Source organism: Hymenobacter seoulensis (genome assembly GCF_054780535.1).
Map to the genome: position 1 here is coordinate 737,183 of NZ_BAAGWD010000001.1, position 17,900 is coordinate 755,082.

General features: G+C 56.4%; 17 protein-coding genes. 8 read left to right on the forward strand and 9 right to left on the reverse strand.

The genetic code is table 11. The features are described 5' to 3' along the window. Nucleotides 1-78: 78 nt before the first annotated feature. Together ACYVHC_RS03210 and ACYVHC_RS03215 are read right to left on the reverse strand one after the other, a co-directional pair. A complete protein-coding gene (locus tag ACYVHC_RS03210) occupies nt 79-1,809 on the reverse strand; it encodes a peptidase domain-containing ABC transporter (RefSeq protein WP_460612223.1) in 1,731 nt (576 codons plus the stop codon). Nucleotides 1,810-1,860: 51 nt separating this feature from the next. Beyond that, nucleotides 1,861-2,535, reverse strand: coding sequence for a TetR/AcrR family transcriptional regulator (locus ACYVHC_RS03215; protein WP_460612224.1), 675 nt, complete (start codon nt 2,533-2,535; stop codon nt 1,861-1,863). A gap of 453 nt (nt 2,536-2,988) precedes the next feature. Here ACYVHC_RS03215 and ACYVHC_RS03220 point away from each other — a divergent pair, with 453 nt between their 5' ends. The 5 genes from ACYVHC_RS03220 (at nt 2,989) to ACYVHC_RS03240 (ending at nt 8,802) form a co-directional block, all read left to right on the forward strand. Then, nucleotides 2,989-4,899, forward strand: coding sequence for an ABC transporter substrate-binding protein (locus tag ACYVHC_RS03220; protein ID WP_460612225.1), 1,911 nt, complete (start codon nt 2,989-2,991; stop codon nt 4,897-4,899). Nucleotides 4,900-5,013: 114 nt separating this feature from the next. Further along, a complete protein-coding gene (gene hemL / locus ACYVHC_RS03225) occupies nt 5,014-6,339 on the forward strand; it encodes a glutamate-1-semialdehyde 2,1-aminomutase (protein WP_460612226.1) in 1,326 nt (441 codons plus the stop codon). Between the two features lie 125 nt (nt 6,340-6,464). After that, nucleotides 6,465-7,346 (forward strand): hypothetical protein, encoded by an 882-nt coding sequence (locus tag ACYVHC_RS03230; RefSeq protein ID WP_460612227.1) that lies wholly within the window; start codon nt 6,465-6,467, stop codon nt 7,344-7,346. A 93-nt stretch (nt 7,347-7,439) separates the two neighbouring features. Next, nucleotides 7,440-7,976 (forward strand): dCTP deaminase, encoded by a 537-nt coding sequence (gene dcd, locus ACYVHC_RS03235; RefSeq protein ID WP_460612228.1) that lies wholly within the window; start codon nt 7,440-7,442, stop codon nt 7,974-7,976. Nucleotides 7,977-8,280: 304 nt separating this feature from the next. Further along, nucleotides 8,281-8,802: a hypothetical protein gene (locus ACYVHC_RS03240; RefSeq protein ID WP_460612229.1), complete on the forward strand. Its 522-nt coding sequence runs from the start codon at nt 8,281-8,283 to the stop codon at nt 8,800-8,802. 97 nt (nt 8,803-8,899) lie between these two features. On the opposite strand, the gene gldC is transcribed toward ACYVHC_RS03240, so the two are convergent. Then, entirely contained in the window at nt 8,900-9,238 is a 339-nt protein-coding gene (gene gldC / locus ACYVHC_RS03245) for a gliding motility protein GldC (protein WP_460612230.1), read from the reverse strand. A gap of 80 nt (nt 9,239-9,318) precedes the next feature. Further along, nucleotides 9,319-10,443, reverse strand: coding sequence for a DNA polymerase III subunit beta (dnaN, locus tag ACYVHC_RS03250; RefSeq protein WP_460612231.1), 1,125 nt, complete (start codon nt 10,441-10,443; stop codon nt 9,319-9,321). A 258-nt stretch (nt 10,444-10,701) separates the two neighbouring features. Between dnaN and ACYVHC_RS03255 the strand changes: the two genes are divergently transcribed. After that, nucleotides 10,702-11,145 carry a BLUF domain-containing protein gene (locus tag ACYVHC_RS03255; RefSeq protein ID WP_460612232.1) on the forward strand — a complete coding sequence of 148 codons (444 nt, stop codon included), beginning with the start codon at nt 10,702-10,704 and terminating at the stop codon, nt 11,143-11,145. 32 nt (nt 11,146-11,177) lie between these two features. Here ACYVHC_RS03255 and gldG read toward each other — a convergent pair whose 3' ends face one another. From gldG to ACYVHC_RS03275, 4 genes are all read right to left on the reverse strand, one after another. Beyond that, a complete protein-coding gene (gene gldG / locus ACYVHC_RS03260; RefSeq protein WP_460612233.1) occupies nt 11,178-12,890 on the reverse strand; it encodes a motility-associated ABC transporter substrate-binding family protein in 1,713 nt (570 codons plus the stop codon). A gap of 14 nt (nt 12,891-12,904) precedes the next feature. Further along, nucleotides 12,905-13,630 carry a gliding motility-associated ABC transporter permease subunit GldF gene (gene gldF, locus ACYVHC_RS03265; RefSeq protein ID WP_460612234.1) on the reverse strand — a complete coding sequence of 242 codons (726 nt, stop codon included), beginning with the start codon at nt 13,628-13,630 and terminating at the stop codon, nt 12,905-12,907. 43 nt (nt 13,631-13,673) lie between these two features. Then, the gene (gene gldA / locus ACYVHC_RS03270; RefSeq protein ID WP_460612235.1) at nt 13,674-14,582 is read right to left on the reverse strand and encodes a gliding motility-associated ABC transporter ATP-binding protein; all 909 of its coding nucleotides are present in this window, start codon (nt 14,580-14,582) and stop codon (nt 13,674-13,676) included. A 110-nt stretch (nt 14,583-14,692) separates the two neighbouring features. Continuing rightward, nucleotides 14,693-15,385, reverse strand: a complete 693-nt coding sequence (locus ACYVHC_RS03275; RefSeq protein ID WP_460612236.1) for an SDR family oxidoreductase — start codon at nt 15,383-15,385, stop codon at nt 14,693-14,695. A gap of 12 nt (nt 15,386-15,397) precedes the next feature. Here ACYVHC_RS03275 and ACYVHC_RS03280 point away from each other — a divergent pair, with 12 nt between their 5' ends. Further along, on the forward strand, nt 15,398-16,180 hold the full coding sequence (locus tag ACYVHC_RS03280; protein WP_460612237.1) for a head GIN domain-containing protein: 783 nt from the start codon (nt 15,398-15,400) through the stop codon (nt 16,178-16,180). 71 nt (nt 16,181-16,251) lie between these two features. Here ACYVHC_RS03280 and ACYVHC_RS03285 read toward each other — a convergent pair whose 3' ends face one another. Continuing rightward, nucleotides 16,252-16,962, reverse strand: a complete 711-nt coding sequence (locus ACYVHC_RS03285) for an SDR family oxidoreductase (RefSeq protein WP_460612238.1) — start codon at nt 16,960-16,962, stop codon at nt 16,252-16,254. A 105-nt stretch (nt 16,963-17,067) separates the two neighbouring features. On the opposite strand from ACYVHC_RS03285, the gene ACYVHC_RS03290 reads away from it, so the two are divergent. Further along, on the forward strand, nt 17,068-17,799 hold the full coding sequence (locus ACYVHC_RS03290; protein WP_460612239.1) for an MlaE family ABC transporter permease: 732 nt from the start codon (nt 17,068-17,070) through the stop codon (nt 17,797-17,799). Nucleotides 17,800-17,900 lie beyond the last annotated feature (101 nt).

Genomic DNA, 17,900 nt, shown 5'->3' on the forward strand with positions numbered 1-17,900 from the left:
GCGAGATAAATAAATTACGAAAGCTTGCCAAGCGCGTCGCTTTCAGGAGGTTTACCAGCCCTGGAGGGCTAGTACATCCTAGGCCAGCAGCTCTTGCAGCTCCGCCTGCCTCGACACGGTTTCGTACGGGCCGTCGGCCACTATTCGGCCTTTGCGCAGCACAATCAGGCGCGGACACAGGGCCAGCACGCGCTGGTCGTTAGAGGCCAGCACCACGGTCCAGGGCTGATCGGAGGCTAGTAGCCGGCCCAGTATGCGCAGCCGCTCAGCGGGCTCCACACCGGGCAGAAAATTATCCAGCAGCAGCAGCCGGGGGCGCTGTACCAACGCCCGTGCCAGCAGCAGCTTCTGCCGCAGGCTGTCGGAAAGTGCGGTGCCCATGCTAAGCGGTGTGTTCAGGCCCTGCGAGCGGGCATACGTGTCATCGCGCAGCCCCACCAGCTCCAGGGCCCAGGTTACATCGGCGGTACTGATGTTGGGCTGATCCAGGGTAAGGTTCTGAAGCAGCGTACCGTCGAATATATTTTGATGGGCAATGTTGTCGCCAACGTGGCGGCCCAGCGTCTCGCTGGATATGTCCTGCAGCGCCAGGCCATCGTAGGCAACTACCCCGGTGTAGCCTTCCAGCAGCCCGGCCATAATGCGCAGCAGCGTGGTTTTGCCCGAGCCATCGAAGCCAGCCAGCCCTAGGTGCTCACCGGGCTGCAAGCTCAAGGAAATGCCTTGCACCGGCTGCTTCGTGCCCGAGGGATACTGGTACCCGAGTTGGTGCACTTCCACCTGAATTCCTTTATCGGAGGGAGGCAATGCCAGTTGGGAACCGTTTTTCGGGGACAGAACGGGTAGATCGAGCACGTGTCCGATTTTGTCCAGCGACGTGAGGGCATCGTACACCACATCCAGCTTCAGGAGCACTTTTTCCACCGCCGAAATCGTCATGATAATGATGATTTCCGAAGCTACAAACTGACCGATGTTGATTTGCTTGGCTACCAGCAGCCAGCACCCGATGATGAGCAGAGAAGCCGTAATCAGGGTTTTAAAGGCCACAAAGCCCCAGAACTGGGTAAGCAGCACCCGAAAGTGGTTTTGCCGAGCCTCGAGGTAGCCTTCTACCAGCGTATCGGTGCGGTGCAGGGCCAGTTGCTGGCGCGGTGCGTGCCGAAACGTATGCACGGTGCGCGCTACATCCTCCAGCCAGGCAACCACCCGGTACTTATACTTCGACTCAGAAAGGCTGGTAGACAGGCCTTTAGGCCCAGTAAAGCGAATCATGAGGGCGAGCAACCCAATCAGTATGAAGCCGAAGACAATGAAGATGGGATGATAAAAGGACAGCAGGATCAGGCCGAACAGAATTTGTAGGGCCGCGGCCGTAAACTCTACCAGCAGCGTGGAAAGCCCTTTTTGTAAGGTGGGCGTATCCAGCAGGCGGTTCATGAGCTCCGGCAGGTACTCCTGGCCCAGCGCCTCGGTCCGGATGCGGGGCAGGCGCACGGCAAAGTCAAGGCTGGTGCGCACAAACACGCGCTGCTGGATAAACTCCACCAGATACAGCTGCATCACCTGCAGGCCACCTACCAGCAGCGTACCCATCACAATAAACCCAATCAGCACAATCAGCGAAGTGCTGACCTCACCGCTGCTCACAAACCCAATAACCGACTGCACGCCCAAGGGCAACGTCAGGCTAATGAGGCCGGTAAGAGCCGCGTACACATACAGGTAGGTAATATCCCGCCGTTCGGCTGCCAGCAGGCGAAACAGGCGCTGGCCGGGAGTAAGCGAGGAAGAAGTTGAATCAGCCATGAGGAAAGTAGTGGTTGCTGACAGTGCGAGGTCAGATGCGCCGGGAGTTGCTTAGGTCAGCACTCCAAAAACCAGACTTTCTAAAAAAGTCCGAATATAATTTTCGCTGGATTGATGCGCTTTGGCATCGGTGAGGGAAGGCAGGTGCTGAGAGAAGAACAGTTGCTTGCTCGAAGCCTCCAGCAGGGTGCTGGCCAACGCGTACGGAAACGGATACCGGGCGTTGATTTGCGTGATGATATCGGCAATATCGGAAACCAGACGCTTGTATTCCCGAAACAGGCCCGCTTGGTTGTTGGTGTCTACGTCGCGGGTCAGGTACGACTTAGACGCCTCATTCACGACGATGCGGTAGAGAGCCGCTTCATCCAGTTCGGTAGTGGCGGGGTCGTCGTTGTGCGCCTGGGTCAGGATGCCCAGCACCAGCCGCAACCGCTGCGCTGGCTCTGGCACGTTGTGGGTATGAAACCGAATCTGGAAGCCCAGCCAGGCCCAATACCACGAAACCAAGTAAACCAACAGCCGGTGCTTGTTTTCGAAGTAGCGGTACAGTGAGGCTTCCGTTGACTCCATCCGCTGGGCTAGCTTCTTGAATGTAAACTGTTCCAGGCCAATCTCATCAATCAGCTTCACGCTCTCCGAAATCATGCGCCGGCCCAGCTCCGTGTCCTGCGGGTCGCGCAGGTACAGCTTATCATTTAACTCAATACGTAGCGTGGCACTCATGGGGCTTTACTTTCAGACAAGTAGTAAACACTATTGAGCATGATAGTTTTACTAACCAGGCAGATTATAAGAATCCAGGCACACAAGCTCAACCGTGTGTTCACGCTGCTTTTTACTACTGCAAAGGTAAATCGCATCAAGGGCCTTCGTCTTAAATTGGTATTAAATCGAGGTTAGGTTCAGATTAATTTTTAGGACGCGCTACTAAGGTGTAGTTGAGTTTAAACCGGCCGCGGCCCAACAATTCAGGCGTACGGTCCAGCTTCTGATAACCTGGTCAAGCCTGATGCTGCCACACTCCGGCCTGCGGCAGTCCGGCACCTGCTTATAGTAGGAGTATTCGCAGGGGCGCGGCTGATTTTTACCTTCCCCATTGTTCCTGCGTACCTTTGCCGGATGAGCCGCGAGGTTGCGGCTCCTGTGTATTGCCTACCTGCATTGGTTTTCCGGCTTATGAGGATTCTCTCCCTCCTGCAACTTGCCGTTTGCTGTACCAGCGTTGCCCTTGGGGCGCCCGCGCTGGCCCAGCAGCCTCGTTCTACTACCCCTACTGCGCCCGCCAAGACGCCCGCGTCTACCGCTCCTAAAAAAGCAGCGCCCACTCCGGCCAGCACAGCCAAGCATGCTACCCCTGCCCCTACGGCAAAGCCCACCAGCCCCAAACCGGCTACTACTGCAGTGCCGGCAAAGCCCGCCCCCGCCAAGCCCAGCGGCCCGCCGCTGCCCGCCAACCTGGGCTCCGCGGACCCCACCATCCGCTATAAAAACGGCAAACTGCTCCTTGACCAAGTTCGGTATGACCTGGCCATGAAAGAGCTGGAGCCTTTGGCCTCGAACCCACAATTTACTAGGGCCCCTGAGGCGGCATACCTCTATGCTGTGGCGGCCAGCCGAGCCAAAAAGTTTGCCGAGGCCGAGCAGATGCTGAACCTGTTGCGCAACCAGTATCCGCAGTGGCCCAACATGCCCGAGGCTTTTTTCCTGCAGGGCCAGATTTCGTTTGAGCAAAGCGACTTTGAGAATGGCTTGCGGGTGCTGGCCCAGCTGCCAGAAGGCCGCCTGGCCTCCGAGCGCGAGAACATGAAGGCTACCTACCTGCCGCGCATCAAGGAGAAAGCTACTTTTCAGACACTGCTCAAAGCCTACCCCCAGGATGCCGCGCTAGGCCGCGCCTACGCCAATAAACTGGCCAACGGCGGCTGGTACACCGATGCGGACAAAGGCACCCTGGAGCAGCTCATCAGCCAGTATGCTCTCGACCGCAGCCGCTACACGCCCCGCCCCCAGGCCCAAAAGAAAAGCTCCTATAATATTGGGGTGCTCCTGCCCTTCGAGCTGACGGATACCAGCTGGGAAACCCGCCGCAAAAACCAGTTTGTGACCGACCTATACGCCGGGCTACGGCTGGCGCAGGACTCGTTGCAGCGCGAAGGCCGGCCAGTGCAGCTGTTTGCCTATGATACCGGCGCCGACACGCTCCATCTGAAGCAGGTACTAGCCCTGCCGGAGCTGGCAAGCATGGACATGATTATCGGGCCCGTGTACAAGTCGGGCAGCAAAATTCTGGCGCGCTTTGCCCAGCAAAAACAGATTGTTACCGTGAACCCCTTGTCGCAGGACGGGGACCTAGTGCTGGACAACCCGTGGCACTATTTGTTTGAGCCGAGCACCGCTACGCAGGCCCGGCAGGCGGCACAGTTTGCGTTTGCCCGCTTGGGTGGCCCTCGCACGGCAGTGGTTTTTTACGAAGACACCAAAGATGAAGCGGCGTTTGGGGCGGCCTACAAGCAAGCCTATGAAGCACTGGGTGGCCGCGTGGTACAGCTGCTCCGCATCGATTCTGACTCCGATGAGTCGCTGGCAGCGGCCTTCGGTAGCGTTGACTTGAAGACCGTGGGACACCTAGTAGTGGCCTCGGATCATAAGAAGGCGGGCCCCTACACCCTTTCAGCCCTGAAGCTGCAGGATGCCCGCCTGCCGCTTATTACGCAGGCCTCCTGGCTTGACAACAACCGCATCAGCCTGGGTCAGCTGGATGCCCGCGACGTGTACTTTACCAATACCAAGTTCATCGATAAAACCAACCTAGGCGTGCGGCGCTTCCGGCAGCTGTATGTGGAGCGGCAAAACCTGCCGCCCTCCGTGTTTGCATACTCGGGGTTTGAGCTGCTGTACTTTTTCGGCAGCCAGCTGCATCAGTATGGCCCGGCATTTCAGCAGCAACTGGCCAACAGCGGCCCGGTATCGGGCACCGTATTTCAGGGCATTGGCTACCCCGCCGGTGCTCACGACAACCAGTACGTGCCCCTAACCAAATTAGAGCGACTGGAAGTTGAAGTTCTGAACCCAGTAGGGGTCAGGTAGGTTATTCAGGCAGCACGAAACTCCAGGTTCGTGCTTGGCTCGGTGCCGTGCAGGTACCCCACTCCACCCCTTTACCCTTGCGCTAAGCTGGAGCTTGGCGTGGTTTTGTGCTTTATGAATTCTGCCCCAGTTACCTCTCCCAGCCTAACCCTCACCACCAGCAACGAGCTTTTCGAGCAGGCCAAACAGCACATACCGGGTGGCGTAAACTCGCCGGTGCGCGCTTTCCGCGCCGTAGGTGGCCACCCCGTGTTTATGCAGTCGGCAAAAGGTGCCTGGCTGACGGACGTGGATGGCAACCGCTACTTGGACTTCATCAATTCTTGGGGCCCGATGATTCTGGGCCACGCGCCAGATTTGGTGCTGGAGGCGGTGCAGCAGGCTGTACTAGGCTCTCTTTCCTTTGGAGCTCCTACCCGCCGCGAGGTGGAAATGGCCGAGCTTATTAAGCAAATGGTACCTAGCATTGAAAAGGTACGCTTGGTTAACTCTGGTACTGAAGCCACCATGTCGGCGGTGCGGGTGGCCCGCGGCTACACCGGCCGCGACAAAATCATCAAGTTTGAAGGCTGCTACCACGGTCACGGCGACTCGTTCCTGATTGCGGCTGGCTCCGGTGCCCTCACTCTAGGTGCCCCCGATTCGCCAGGTGTAACACAGGGCGTGGCGCAAGACACGATTACGGTACCGTATAACGATCTGGCAGCCGTAACGCAGGCTGTGGAAGTCAATGCCGGACAGGTAGCAGCGCTTATCCTGGAGCCTGTAGTGGGCAACATGGGCCTCGTAGCGCCTCAGAAAGGATACCTGCAGGGCCTGCGGAAGCTGTGCACGCAGCACGGCATCGTCCTGATTTTTGATGAAGTCATGACGGGCTTCCGCTTGGCCCGCGGCGGTGCGCAGGAGCTCTACGGCATCACACCCGACCTGACTACACTGGGTAAAATCATTGGCGGCGGTATGCCGGTTGGGGCGTATGGCGGCCGGCAGGATATTATGGATAATGTAGCTCCGGCCGGTAAAGTGTACCAGGCGGGTACCCTGTCTGGCAACCCCATTGCTACCGCAGCGGGCATTGCCCAGCTTACTTACTTGCAGGAGCATCCTGAGCTGTATACCGAGCTTAACCGCATCACCACTCGCATTGCCGATGGCACCCGCCAGATTGCTGCTGAGCTAGGGCTGAACTACACCGTAAACCAAGTGGGCTCCATGTTTAGCGTGTTCTTCACCGATCAGCCCGTAACCGACCTCGAATCTGCAAAAACTTCTGACACGGAAGCATTCGGGCGGTATTTCCGGGCTATGCTGCACCGTGGCATCTATTTGGCACCAGCGCAGTATGAAGCCCTGTTCGTGAGTACTGCCATTACTGATGACTTGGTGGATGTGTACCTCACGGCCTGCCGCGAATCGATGAAAGAAGCCCATGGGTTGTAAGCAACCTAGGACCTAGTAAAACGTGAGAGGGCCGGCGCCAGCGTCGGCCCTCTCACGTTTTAGCGGGTTTTATAGGTAAGCCCAGCGGCAACCCCTTACCTTTGGGGAAATACTCCAAAGCCCCTATGCCCCGACTTCGCCTGTTGCTTCCGCTTTTGCTGCTGCTATGGCTAGCCGGGCCGGCCGCGCTGCTGGCCCAGACTGAAGCACCCGCCGCCGCCAACAAACGGCTATTCGACCGTACCGTCGACGAGTTGAACTTCCGGACCATGGAAACCGTGTACGACAAGTCGTTTGCCCGCGGCAAGTTTCCGGCTTCACTTCGGTCCGTGAAGGCGCGGAAAGAGTTCGATAACTTTCCAGGCCGCGACGATCTGAAAAAGCTTTTCCTGAACTACAACGGTGTTTCTGACCGCTACAAAGCACGTTTCGGCAAGGGCCGCACCGATTTGGTGGAGTTCGAAAAGCAGTTGAACACCATTCTCGTCGACCGCAACTTTGAGTTTTTTATCCGGGTGTTGCCGCGTGATGAGCGGGTGGCCCTGATTCATGGGTTGCAACGCGTTATCAAGCAGGGCGCGGCGCAGTTTAATGCCTCTGAAGACCCTGCCCCCGAGGACCTGGCCGCAGATGGTGCCGCCGTACCGCCCGCCGATGTGGATGCCCCCAGTACTATCACGGAAACCACGGTTACCACCACTACCGACAACCTGGAGCAGGTACCTGAAGCTAGCGCCGTGGAGGCCTCTACCTCAGCTGGCTATGCCTCGCCCCGCTCCCTGGATGTAGCCCCGCGCCACGATTGGATGGATTATCTCACGCTGCTGCTATCGGGCAGTTCATTGCTTTTGTTGCTTTATCTGGTAACCAGCGTTTTGCCCGACCTGCGTAACCGCATTGATTTGCTCGCCGAAGACCTGGAGCACAATAAAGCAGCCTCTCCACCGGCTCGCCGACGCACCACGGCCCTCCCCGAAGACCGCTACGAAGACGAGGAAGCAACCTAACCAGCCACTCTCCCCTGGGTTGCGGCATATGCCACCCCTAGGGCCCTGACACCAACACCACATTATGAATCCTGAATTCATAATACAGCCCTTATGATACTTACCGACCAGCAGATTCTCGCCGAAATTGAGCGGGGCAACATTGTCATTGAGCCGTACGACCCCAGCTGCCTGGGCACCAACTCCTACGATGTGCACCTGGGCCGCTACCTGGCCACGTACCGCGATCCGGTACTGGACGCGCGCAAGCACAATGAGATTGACGTGTTTGAAATACCAGAAGAAGGCTTTGTGCTGCAACCTGGCACCCTGTATCTGGGCGTAACCGAAGAGTACACCGAGAGCCACGCACACGTGCCGTTTCTGGAAGGAAAAAGCAGCGTAGGCCGCCTAGGCATTGATATTCATGCAACCGCCGGCAAAGGCGATATTGGCTTCTGCAATACCTGGACGCTGGAAATCAGCGTGTCGATGCCCGTGCGGGTGTACCACCTGATGCCCGTGGGTCAGCTGATTTACTTTGCAGTGCAGGGTGATGTACAAACCTTCTACAACCGCAAGCCAAACGCCAAATACAACGAGCGCACCATAAAACCGGTGGAATCGATGATGTGGAAAAACAAGTTCTAGGTTCTGCTTTGGTAACCTGACTTTTACTAGGGCACCACAACAGTACAACCGCTTACCGCAAGCCTCAGCTGCCTTAAAAGGTGCAGCTGAGGCTTGCTGCTTTTCATGGGGCTAGCAGCTTGGAAGCGTACTTTTGCAGAACGAATGCCCCAGGGGCCAACTCAATGAATTCATGGATTTTATACCCTGTGGTAAACTACCTGGCACAGTTTTTCGTTAGAATAAGACATCCGGCAGATGTACATTACTGGAAATCTGCTGGCTTAACCTGAATCTGACCTGTCGTCCACAATATCCTTTCCTGATGAAAAAGTCACTTGCTGTTGCGGCCGCTTTGCTTGTTACTTCGCTTGGAGCTAACGCTCAGCAGAAGTCAACTGTAATGCCGCAGGATAAAACCCAGACTTCGCCCCGCCTCAACGTGGTGCAGGTGCATGCCCGCCAGCTCTCCGAGCAAATGGCCCGCGATTTGCGCCTCAATGGTTATCAGAAAAGCCGTCTGCAAGTAATCAACGAGGAAAAGCAGGCCAAAATCGTTGCCATCAACAGAAGGAATGCAGGCAACGAAAAGCTTATCCAAGAGCAGTGCGGTTTAGTGTGCAAGGAGCGTGATAAGGAGCTGCAGTCTGTGCTCAGTACTGACCAGTACAGCAACTATTACGACTCGCGCCGTGCCTACAACAGCTTCAGCATGAACTATAATCGCTCGGCTGATGCCATTTTCGTGAACTCGGTGCAGAACCCGGCTCCGGCTAGCAGCAATGGGGCTATCATCGGCCCCGCCCGAAGTGCTACCCCCGCTCCTGCCCCAAGCCGCGGACGCTAAGCTTGGTATTACATGCCACTAGCTTGTAATCACTAGAGAAACGAAAAGCCCCATCAGGTATCCTGATGGGGCTTTTCGTTTTTGAGGGGCTAGGTGCTTATCGCTGCTTGCGCTCTTCTTCCTCGATATGGTCCATAAGCTGGCGGCATAGGTCGCGCATTTTGGTAGCCATTACGGAGTCGTTGGTGGCCGTGATGATGCTTTCGGCCATGGCACCCATGGTGTCCACATAAAAGCGCTTCATCTCATCCACGGGCATTTCCTTGGTCCACAAGTCAATTTTCATGGTGCCACGCTCATCCCGGTCCCAGAGAGCAATATTGATGGCTTTGGCAAAGTGAATATCGGGGCCCGCGTCAGTGGCAGTCCAGCTGATAGCTTCTGGCACTTTCTGATCGTCCAGGGCAATGCTGAAGCGGATTTCGGATTTTTTCATGCTACAAAAGATTAAAAAAGAACGTCATGCTGGGCTTGCGGCAGCATGACGTTCTACTTGTTAGGTCAGTGAAACCACGCTTACACGTAGTTGTTCAGCATCACGGGCATCACCAGCATCAGGATGCTTTCGTTGTCGTCGGGGGTAGTAGGCATGAGCAGGCCGGCGCGGTTGGGCGTGCTTAGCTCCAGCGTAATTTCCTCCGAGTCGATATTCGACAGCATTTCGGTCAGGAACTTGGCGTTGAAACCGATTTCCATGTCCTCGCCATCGTACTGGCAGGCCAGCTTTTCGTTGGCTTCATTAGAGAAGTCCAGGTCTTCAGCCGAAACGGTCAGCTCCGAACCAGCCAGGCGCAGACGCACCTGGTGGGTGGTTTTGTTGGAGTAAATGCTGATACGCTTAACCGAATTCAGAATTTCCTGACGACTGATGATCAGGCGGTTGGGGTTGCTTACAGGAATTACGTTTTCGTAATCGGGGTAGCGCTCATCAATCAGACGGCACACGAGGCGCATCTGATTGAAGCTGAAGAAGGCGTTGGAGTTGTTGAACTCCATGCGCACGGTAGTAGCCTCCGAGGGTAGTGCGCCCTTCAGCAGGTTAAATGCTTTGCGCGGAATGATAATGTTGGCGGTTTGGCCAGCACCCACGTCGGAGCGGCGGTAACGCAGCAGGCGGTGGCCGTCGGTAGCTACAAAGGTCACCTGGCTATCGGCCAATTGCACCAAAATGCCCGTCATGGCGGGGCGCAGCTCGTCGGTGCTTACCGCGAAGATGGTTTTGTTGATTGCCCGCGAAAGCGACGACGACGGAATCTCTACCGGCGACGAGCCTTTCACTACCGGCACGCGGGGAAAATCGGTGGCATTCTCGCCGGCCAGCTTGTAGCGGCCGTTGGAGCTAGCAATTTCAATGGTATACGTTTCCTCGTCCAGCGTGAACGTTACGGGCTGATCGGGCAGGTTCTTGAGCGTGTCGAGCAGGATGCGGGCCGGGGCAGCAATGCGGCCACTTTCCCGTGCTTCAACGGGTAGCTCGGTCATCATGCTCGTCTCGAGATCGGAGGCAGTAATGGTGAGTTTACCTTCCTCGATTTCGAACAGGAAGTTTTCCAGAATCGGCACCACAGGATTGTTCGTGACCACGCCATTGATGCTCTGGAGCTGCTTGAGCAGGGCGGAAGACGAGACGATGAACTTCATAGAGAGGTAGGGATGGTGGGGCGTTTTTTGGAAGAGGACAAAGATAGGAAACGGCAGCGGGTTTAGAAATGGGCGGGCAGCGGGAAAACGGTTCCTGCGAAACTCTCCAGCCATGTGCCAGGGCTAGCATCGCTCCGGCCTGAGACGTAGTTGAGGAAATAAAAAATATACATACCCCACCTATTTAAGCTTCTAGATAGGAATATTTCAGCAAAAAAGTTACCTCGCCTTTCCATTCCCTCAGGCCAGTTCTTGCTCATGACGTTTCCCCTGCTCCATCACGTAGTTTATCAGAGTTCGGCTACGACTCCTATGACCGAAAAAGACCTGGCAGATTTACTGTTGCAGTCACGTCGTTGGAACACGGATCATCAGCTGACGGGCATCTTGCTCTATAGCCACGGCGATATTATGCAGGTGCTGGAGGGCCCGAAGGAAGAGGTCGATTACATCTTTGAGCGCATCCGGCAGGATACGCGCCACTTCCGGCTGATAAAGCTGGCCGATGGTCCGATTCAGGCGCGCAACTTCTCGCAATGGTCCATGGGCTTTAAAGCTTTCAGCCCCGAGGAATTTCGGCACCTTCCGGGCTATCAGAACCCCGAGAGTCGCTCGTTTCTTGCTTCCTACTCAGAAACCGACAACGATTTACTGCATACCCTGCTCGCTACCTTTATTCACGAAGACGATATCCGGCTGTAATCAGCTTTTCTCCTGTGTTTCCTGCCTAGGCGCTAAAACGACGCATATCGCCGCTTGCGGCGCCAAGCGCGCACTAGGCCAAACACGGCTAGCAACCCCAGCGGCGCCGCCAGGTTCAGGAGCTGCCAGCGACGGCGCTCTTCTGCTGCGCGCAGCTTATCCAAGGGGCGCAGTGTAATCTGCTTACCTCGCACCGCAATCAGCCCCGACTCATCTAGCATGTAATCAACGGCGTTCAGTACCAGCTCACGGTTGGCAAACTCGGTGTTGGCCAGACGGTCGAAGCCGAGGCGGAACGGGCGGCCGGTTTTGGGGTCCAGCTCACTGCGCACAAAGTCGCCGTCGGATAGCACAAGGACTTTGGCTGGCCGAGCTTGCGGGGAGTTGGCGGGCTGAAACTGGGTAGTACCGGGCTGCGCGCGGTTAGCGTACAACGATTTGAATTGCCCCTCCAACAGGTAGCCTACCGGCACGAACTGCTGCTTGTACAAACTTTGGTTGGGCTCCAACCGAGCGTCGTTGAGGTTTACGGGCACCGGTGAGGGTAGTACCCGGCTGTAGCGTGAGGTGAACAGCAAAGGCGTTTTGCGGATGCCGGCGGCCTTTACGGTATCAATGCTGCTCACAAACTTGGTGTACACTGCATCCAGGTTGCGCGTAATGGGGTGCTGGCTGAAGTTATTGATGAGCGGGTAAAACTGCCACGGCATCGGCTCTACTTTAGGCTTGTCGCCGAGGGCGCCCGTCACCAACGGAATGACGCCGGAGTTCAAATCCAGAATCAGGTCGGGGTTGATGCGCGCGCCGTACTTAAAGAGTAGGTCATCGAGGTTTAGCTGCTGCGGAAACGATAACATGCCGCCGCGGTTGGCACTGTCGAGGTTCACGCGCATGGCATCCACGAAAAACAGCGCATTACCACCCTGTGTGATAAACTGATCTAGCTTAAACTTTTCGGGCTCCGTGTAAGCCGTGGCAGGCTTGGCCACAATAATGGCACTGAGGGTGCGTAAATCCTGAGGCTTGGCCTGATTCAGGTTTACCCGAAACACATCATAATACTGCTGCAGAGAGCCAATTAGGTCGCCGGCCTCCACGTTTGAGAGCTCCCCATGGCCTTCCAGCACCCCAATGCGCTTGCGCTGCCCGGGGTTCAGCTTCCGGATAGCGCTAGCCAGTTCATATTCCAGGCCCTCTATGCTTTGGTTGAGTCGGACATCAGAAGGCGCAGCTTGGTTACCGCGCAGCAGCAGCACCTGCTGTTCTTTGCCGCCTGCGGCCACGGTAGCCCATGGGAAAATGATCTTCTCAACCCGTTTGCCGTTTTCGTTGCCTCCCAGGTTAGTAGGCCGCAAGCCTTTCTTGAGCAGAGTGGCGTAATATTCGTTGCGCGCTTTTTCGGTGCCAGCTGCCGATGGATCGACGAAGACATAGTGCAGGTTCGCGCCGCCGTACACCTGCATTTCGTTTAGGGTTTCGCGCACCGACTGCTGCAGGCGCCGGAACGCGGGCGGGAAGTCGCCGTCAAGGTACACCGTCACCGTGACGGGTTGCTTAAGGTTTTCAAGCAGCGTAGCCGTTGCCGGCGACATGGTATAGCGTTTTTCCTCCGTCAGATCGAGGCGAAAAAAGAAGAAACTCCCGATGAAGTTCAGCAACAGTAAGCCAAGCAGCGCCAAACCAAAGCGCGTGAGGTCGCGGCGTTTGCGGGTAGTGGGTATTGGGGTTGGTAGTTGTTCAGACATGGTCTTTCGGGCGGCTACCAGTTACGGCTTTGCAATACTAGCTTGGTTCCGAGCAGCAAGCCGGCAATCAAACTCAGGAAATACAGTAGGTCGCGGGAGTCAATGAGGCCCTTGCTCAGGTCGCGGTAATGAGCCGCAATGCCCATCTGGCCAATGTAGTAGGCCGGGGTTCCGTCAAACACGGAGGCTAGTGAATCGAAGCCAGAGTACACCAAAAAGCACCCTACTACCGCCACCAGAAAGGCAATGATTTGGTCGCGGGTGATGGCACTGGCAAAAACACCGATGGCCGAAAACACCGCCGCCAGCAACACAAGGCCTAAATACGAACCCACCGTAGCCGCCGAATCGATATTGCCCTGGGGGTTGCCTAGCTGATAAACGGAGTAATAGTAGAGCAACGTGGGAAGCAGCGCTAACAAGGCCAGCAGCAGGCATGCTAGGTACTTCCCTCCTAGAATCTGTCCATCGGTTAGCGGACGAGTAAGCAGCAATTCAATGGTACCGGCCTTCTTCTCCTCGGCAAATGTGCGCATGGTCAGGGCCGGAATCAGGAACAGAAAGATCCAGGGGGCCATGTTAAACAGCGTCTGCAAATCAGCAAAGCCGTAATCCAGCACGCTGCTATCCGGAAACACCCATACAAACAGCCCGGTTGCTACCAGAAACACCCCGATGACAACATACGCTACCGGCGAGTTAAGAAAGGAATTGAATTCTTTGCGAAGAATGGAGTACATCGAAGGATGTGCTAGGTAGAATGCGTTACAGGGCTAGCCCCGCTTATTTGGTTAACGATTGGAACACTTGCTCCAAGGACTGCTCTTCCTGCCGCAACCCAAGCAGCACCCAGCCTTGTTGCGAGGCCAACCGGGAAATAGCCCCGCGCTGATCCGAGCCAGCCGCCGCCCGAATCCGGTAGGTGTTGCCTGATTCCTGCTCAGCGTGGTTGATACCTGGCAGCGCCCGCAGTGGGACTAGATCAATGGGTTGCTCAAACTCCGCCCGGATGATGGTTTCGCCCGCGGCTTTGGCGCCTAATTCTGCCACCGGCGAGTCGGCCACAAGTTGCCCCCGGTTGATGATGACGGCGCGGCTGCACAGCGCCGCTACCTCGGGCAGAATATGAGTAGAGAAAATAACGGTTTTATCCTGGCCTACTTCCCGAATCAGATTGCGGATTTCGCCAATTTGGTTGGGGTCGAGGCCGGTGGTAGGCTCATCCAGAATTAGTACGCCGGGGTCATGAATCAGGGCCTGCGCTAGCCCTACGCGCTGACGGTAACCCTTAGAAAGCGCCCCAATCTGCTTGTTTTGCTCCCGCCCTAGCCCTACGCGGTCTACCATCTGCTTTACCCGCTGGCGGCACTGGCTCCCCGAAAGGCCGTGCACCGAGCCAATGAATTCAAGGTACTCGTGCACATACATATCCAGGTACAGGGGGTTGTGCTCCGGCAGGTAGCCCACGCGGCGGCGCACTTCTAGCGGATGGGTTTGCACGTCGAAGCCATCCACTACCACCGTCCCGAAAGTGGGCGGCAGGTAGCCAGTGGCAATTTTCATCGTCGTGGACTTGCCCGCCCCGTTCGGCCCCAGAAAGCCCAGGATTTCGCCCTTACCCACCGTGAAGCTGATATCGTTGACGGCGGCTTGGGTGCCAAAGGTTTTGGTTAGGTGTTGTACTTCTACCATAAGGTGTATTGCGGGTTGCCCTGGCGGCGCATCTGTAAACGTAGTCGGCAGACCGACATTGCACTAGCCCCTACTAGGGTTTGAACCGGCTGGAGGCCTAGTACTTTTTCTTATTTGGGCTGCGTAGGTCGCATTTGCAGCTCGGAAATCATCACCGTTTGGGGCGCCTCCAGGGCGTGCACTATGGCGGCGGCAATATCTTCGGGTTGCATTTTGTGCGGGTCGGGCTGCTGGCCGGGGGTAGCGTTGTTGAAGTTGGTTTCCACCGAGCCCGGCATCAGGCAGGTCACGCGCACACCATCGGGCCGCACTTCCTTAAACAACGCATCAGAAAAGCCGCGCACCGCATACTTGGTGGCGCAATAGCCAGCCAGGTTTGCCGTCCCCGCTGTACCTGCCAACGACGCGACGTTGATGATATGACCTGCGCGTTGCTTTTTCATTTGTGGCAGTACCGCTTTCGTGCAATAAAATAAGCCGTGCACATTGGTATCAAACATGGCGTGCCACTCTTCAGAAGAGAAGCCATCAATGGGCCCGAAGTTGCCGATGCCAGCATTATTCACCAACACATGAATTTCCGGTCCTAGCTCGCGCTGGGTATTGGTAAAGGCCTCCTGCACGGCTACCTCGTTGCGGATGTCGCACTCAAAAAACTGAAACCGCTCGTGCTGCAGTCCTTCGGGCGCGGTGCGTCCCCAACCGGCCACTACGGCTCCGCGCGCCAGCAAGGCCTCGGCCGTGGCGCGCCCAATGCCTTTGCTGACGCCTGTGATAATGGCTACCTTGCCGCTTAGGTCCATAGCTGTAGGTAAATGTATTGGTTTGAATTATGGCCGCAAGTTAGCGCCCCCTGGCGGCTTTTACGTGGGCTTGCGGCAGGAGTAGCAGTCGTCCTCACATTATCAGGCTGCCAGAAGGAAAATGAGGCAGGCTGTTTCACCAGCACCGGCAGCATTCGAACTGAGCGCCGTGCCCTGCAGCCCTTCCACACGCTGACTACCTACGACAACGTAACGGTACTGCTGGTGCAGGATACAGAAACCTACGCCGAGGTGCGGGCCGGCCAGAATTTGCAGGAAGATATCCGGCTGGAGGAAGCCGACGGCTACCTGACCATCCGCAATAGCAGTCGCTGCAACTGGGTTCGGCGCTACAATACACCTCGGGAAGTAACGCTGCACACGCCTCGCCTATCGGGCATGTTTCTGCGGGGCGAGGCCGATATTCGTACCGTGGGCACGTTTCGCGCTGATACCCTATTTGCCCACCTCATCGGCTCCGGCGACTACCACCTGAACCTGGCCAGTACCTACCTGGGCATGAGCCAATACGAGCTCGGCGACATCTACCTAAGCGGCACGGCTTCGGAGCTGCACCACACCCTAGGCGGCAATGGCAGCCTGTACGCCACCGAGCTACCGCTGCAGGAGGTGTACCTGCAAACCAACTTCGACAGCAGCGGCAACGCGTACGTTCGGCCGGCGCGCTTACTGGCTGGCACGCACGCCGGCACGGGCACGGTGTATTATGCCGGCGCCGTACCGTTACTGGAACTGGGCATCACGGGTAAGGGAAAGCTCACGTCGCAGCCCTAAGTTACTAGGGTACTGTGGTAGCCAAACCCTCAGCTCCTGAATAGGCCTAGTGCTACTAGGCCTGCAGCGCGTTACAAGTCGCCGAGTTGGGGCCGAATCAGCAGTTCTTCTACCACGGCCTGGGGCGAAAGGCTGTAGGTGCCAAAAATAGCTTCGGCTACGTCTTCGGCTTTAATAAATCGCTCCGCGGGCAGATCCACCCCTTCCCAGCTGGCCGTGAGCGTAGCGCCCGGCAGCACAGCCGTCACCCGAATGCCAGCATCTTTCAGTTCTTCGCGCAGGTTGCGCGTCATGCCCAGTAGCGCGTGCTTAGCAATACCATACGAGCCACCGTTGGGGTAAGCCGTGAGGCTTGCCGTAGAGCAGATGTTGAATATGTGCCCCGATTTTTGGGCCAGCATGCCCGGCAGAAGGCCTTGGGTCACGTCGTAGGCACTCAGCAGATTTACTTCCAGCATGCGGCGCAGCTGAGAGCCATCCTGGGGCTCATCTTGCAAGCGGCCGGGAATAAAAGAGCCGGTGTTGTTAATGAGCACTGCTACCTCTCCTACCTTTCGCACAAATTCCGTAAAGCGGACGGCGTCTTCACGCTGGCTTAAGTCGGCGGGCATGGTATGCAGCACGGCACCCGGAATTTGCTTGGTAGCAGCGGCTTGCAATTCCTCTAAATCAGGAGCGGAGCGGGCACAGGTAATGACGGGGTGGCCGGCTTGCAGGAAGCGTAACACCAGGGCGCGCCCAATTCCTTTGGTGCCACCCGTTACAACGATATTTTTTTGCATTCCTTTGATTTCTGAATCGGTTTTTACGTAAGGAGTTCAGCTCGGCACTATGCCCGGCGTATCCTACCACCGCAAGTTTCCGCTTTTCTTTTCTTTTTCGCTTTTATGGTCAAAACCTTCGGTGAATTTCTGCTTTTCCTGCAGAGCATGCTCACGCGGAAAGAGCGTTTTAAAGTGCTGTGGAACCGCACTATTGATGAGTGCATCGTCATTGGCATCAACTCCATTTTTATTGTCGCCATCGTATCGGCCTTTATCGGGGCCGTAACCTGCGTTCAGATTGCTTATAACCTAACTAACCCGCTCATTCCGAAAAGCACCATCGGCTATATGGTGCGCGAAATGACGATTCTGGAGCTGGCCCCAACTATTACCAGTATTGTGCTGGCAGGCAAAGTGGGCTCCAGCATTGCGGGCGGCCTCGGCACTATGCGCATCACAGAGCAGGTAGCGGCACTGGAAGTAATGGGCATTAACTCTGCCTCGTATCTGGTGTTGCCACGTATTATAGCCTCCATGCTGATGTTCCCGTTGCTGGTAATTCTAGCAATGGCCTTGTCCATCATTGGGGGCTACTTGGCAGGCACGCTCACCGGGGCAGTTTCGGCGCAGGAATATGTAGAAGGTATTCGCACCGACTTTATTCCCTACAACATCGTATTTGCCCTGATCAAGTCGGTGGTATTTGCCTTCCTGGTCTCGGCTATTTCGTCGTTTAAAGGCTACTACACCCAAGGTGGTGCCTTGGAAGTTGGCGCCGCTAGCACCACAGCCGTGAACAACTCCATTATTGCCATCTTGGTGGCCGACTTTGTGCTGGCCGCGCTGCTTCTCTGATTTGTTCGGGTTTCTGGTGCTTGGCAGCTGGTTTTCGCGCCATGCTTGAACAGTTGCCTCACTTTCCGGCCCTAGGCTCCCGAACTCCCAAGACCTTAAGA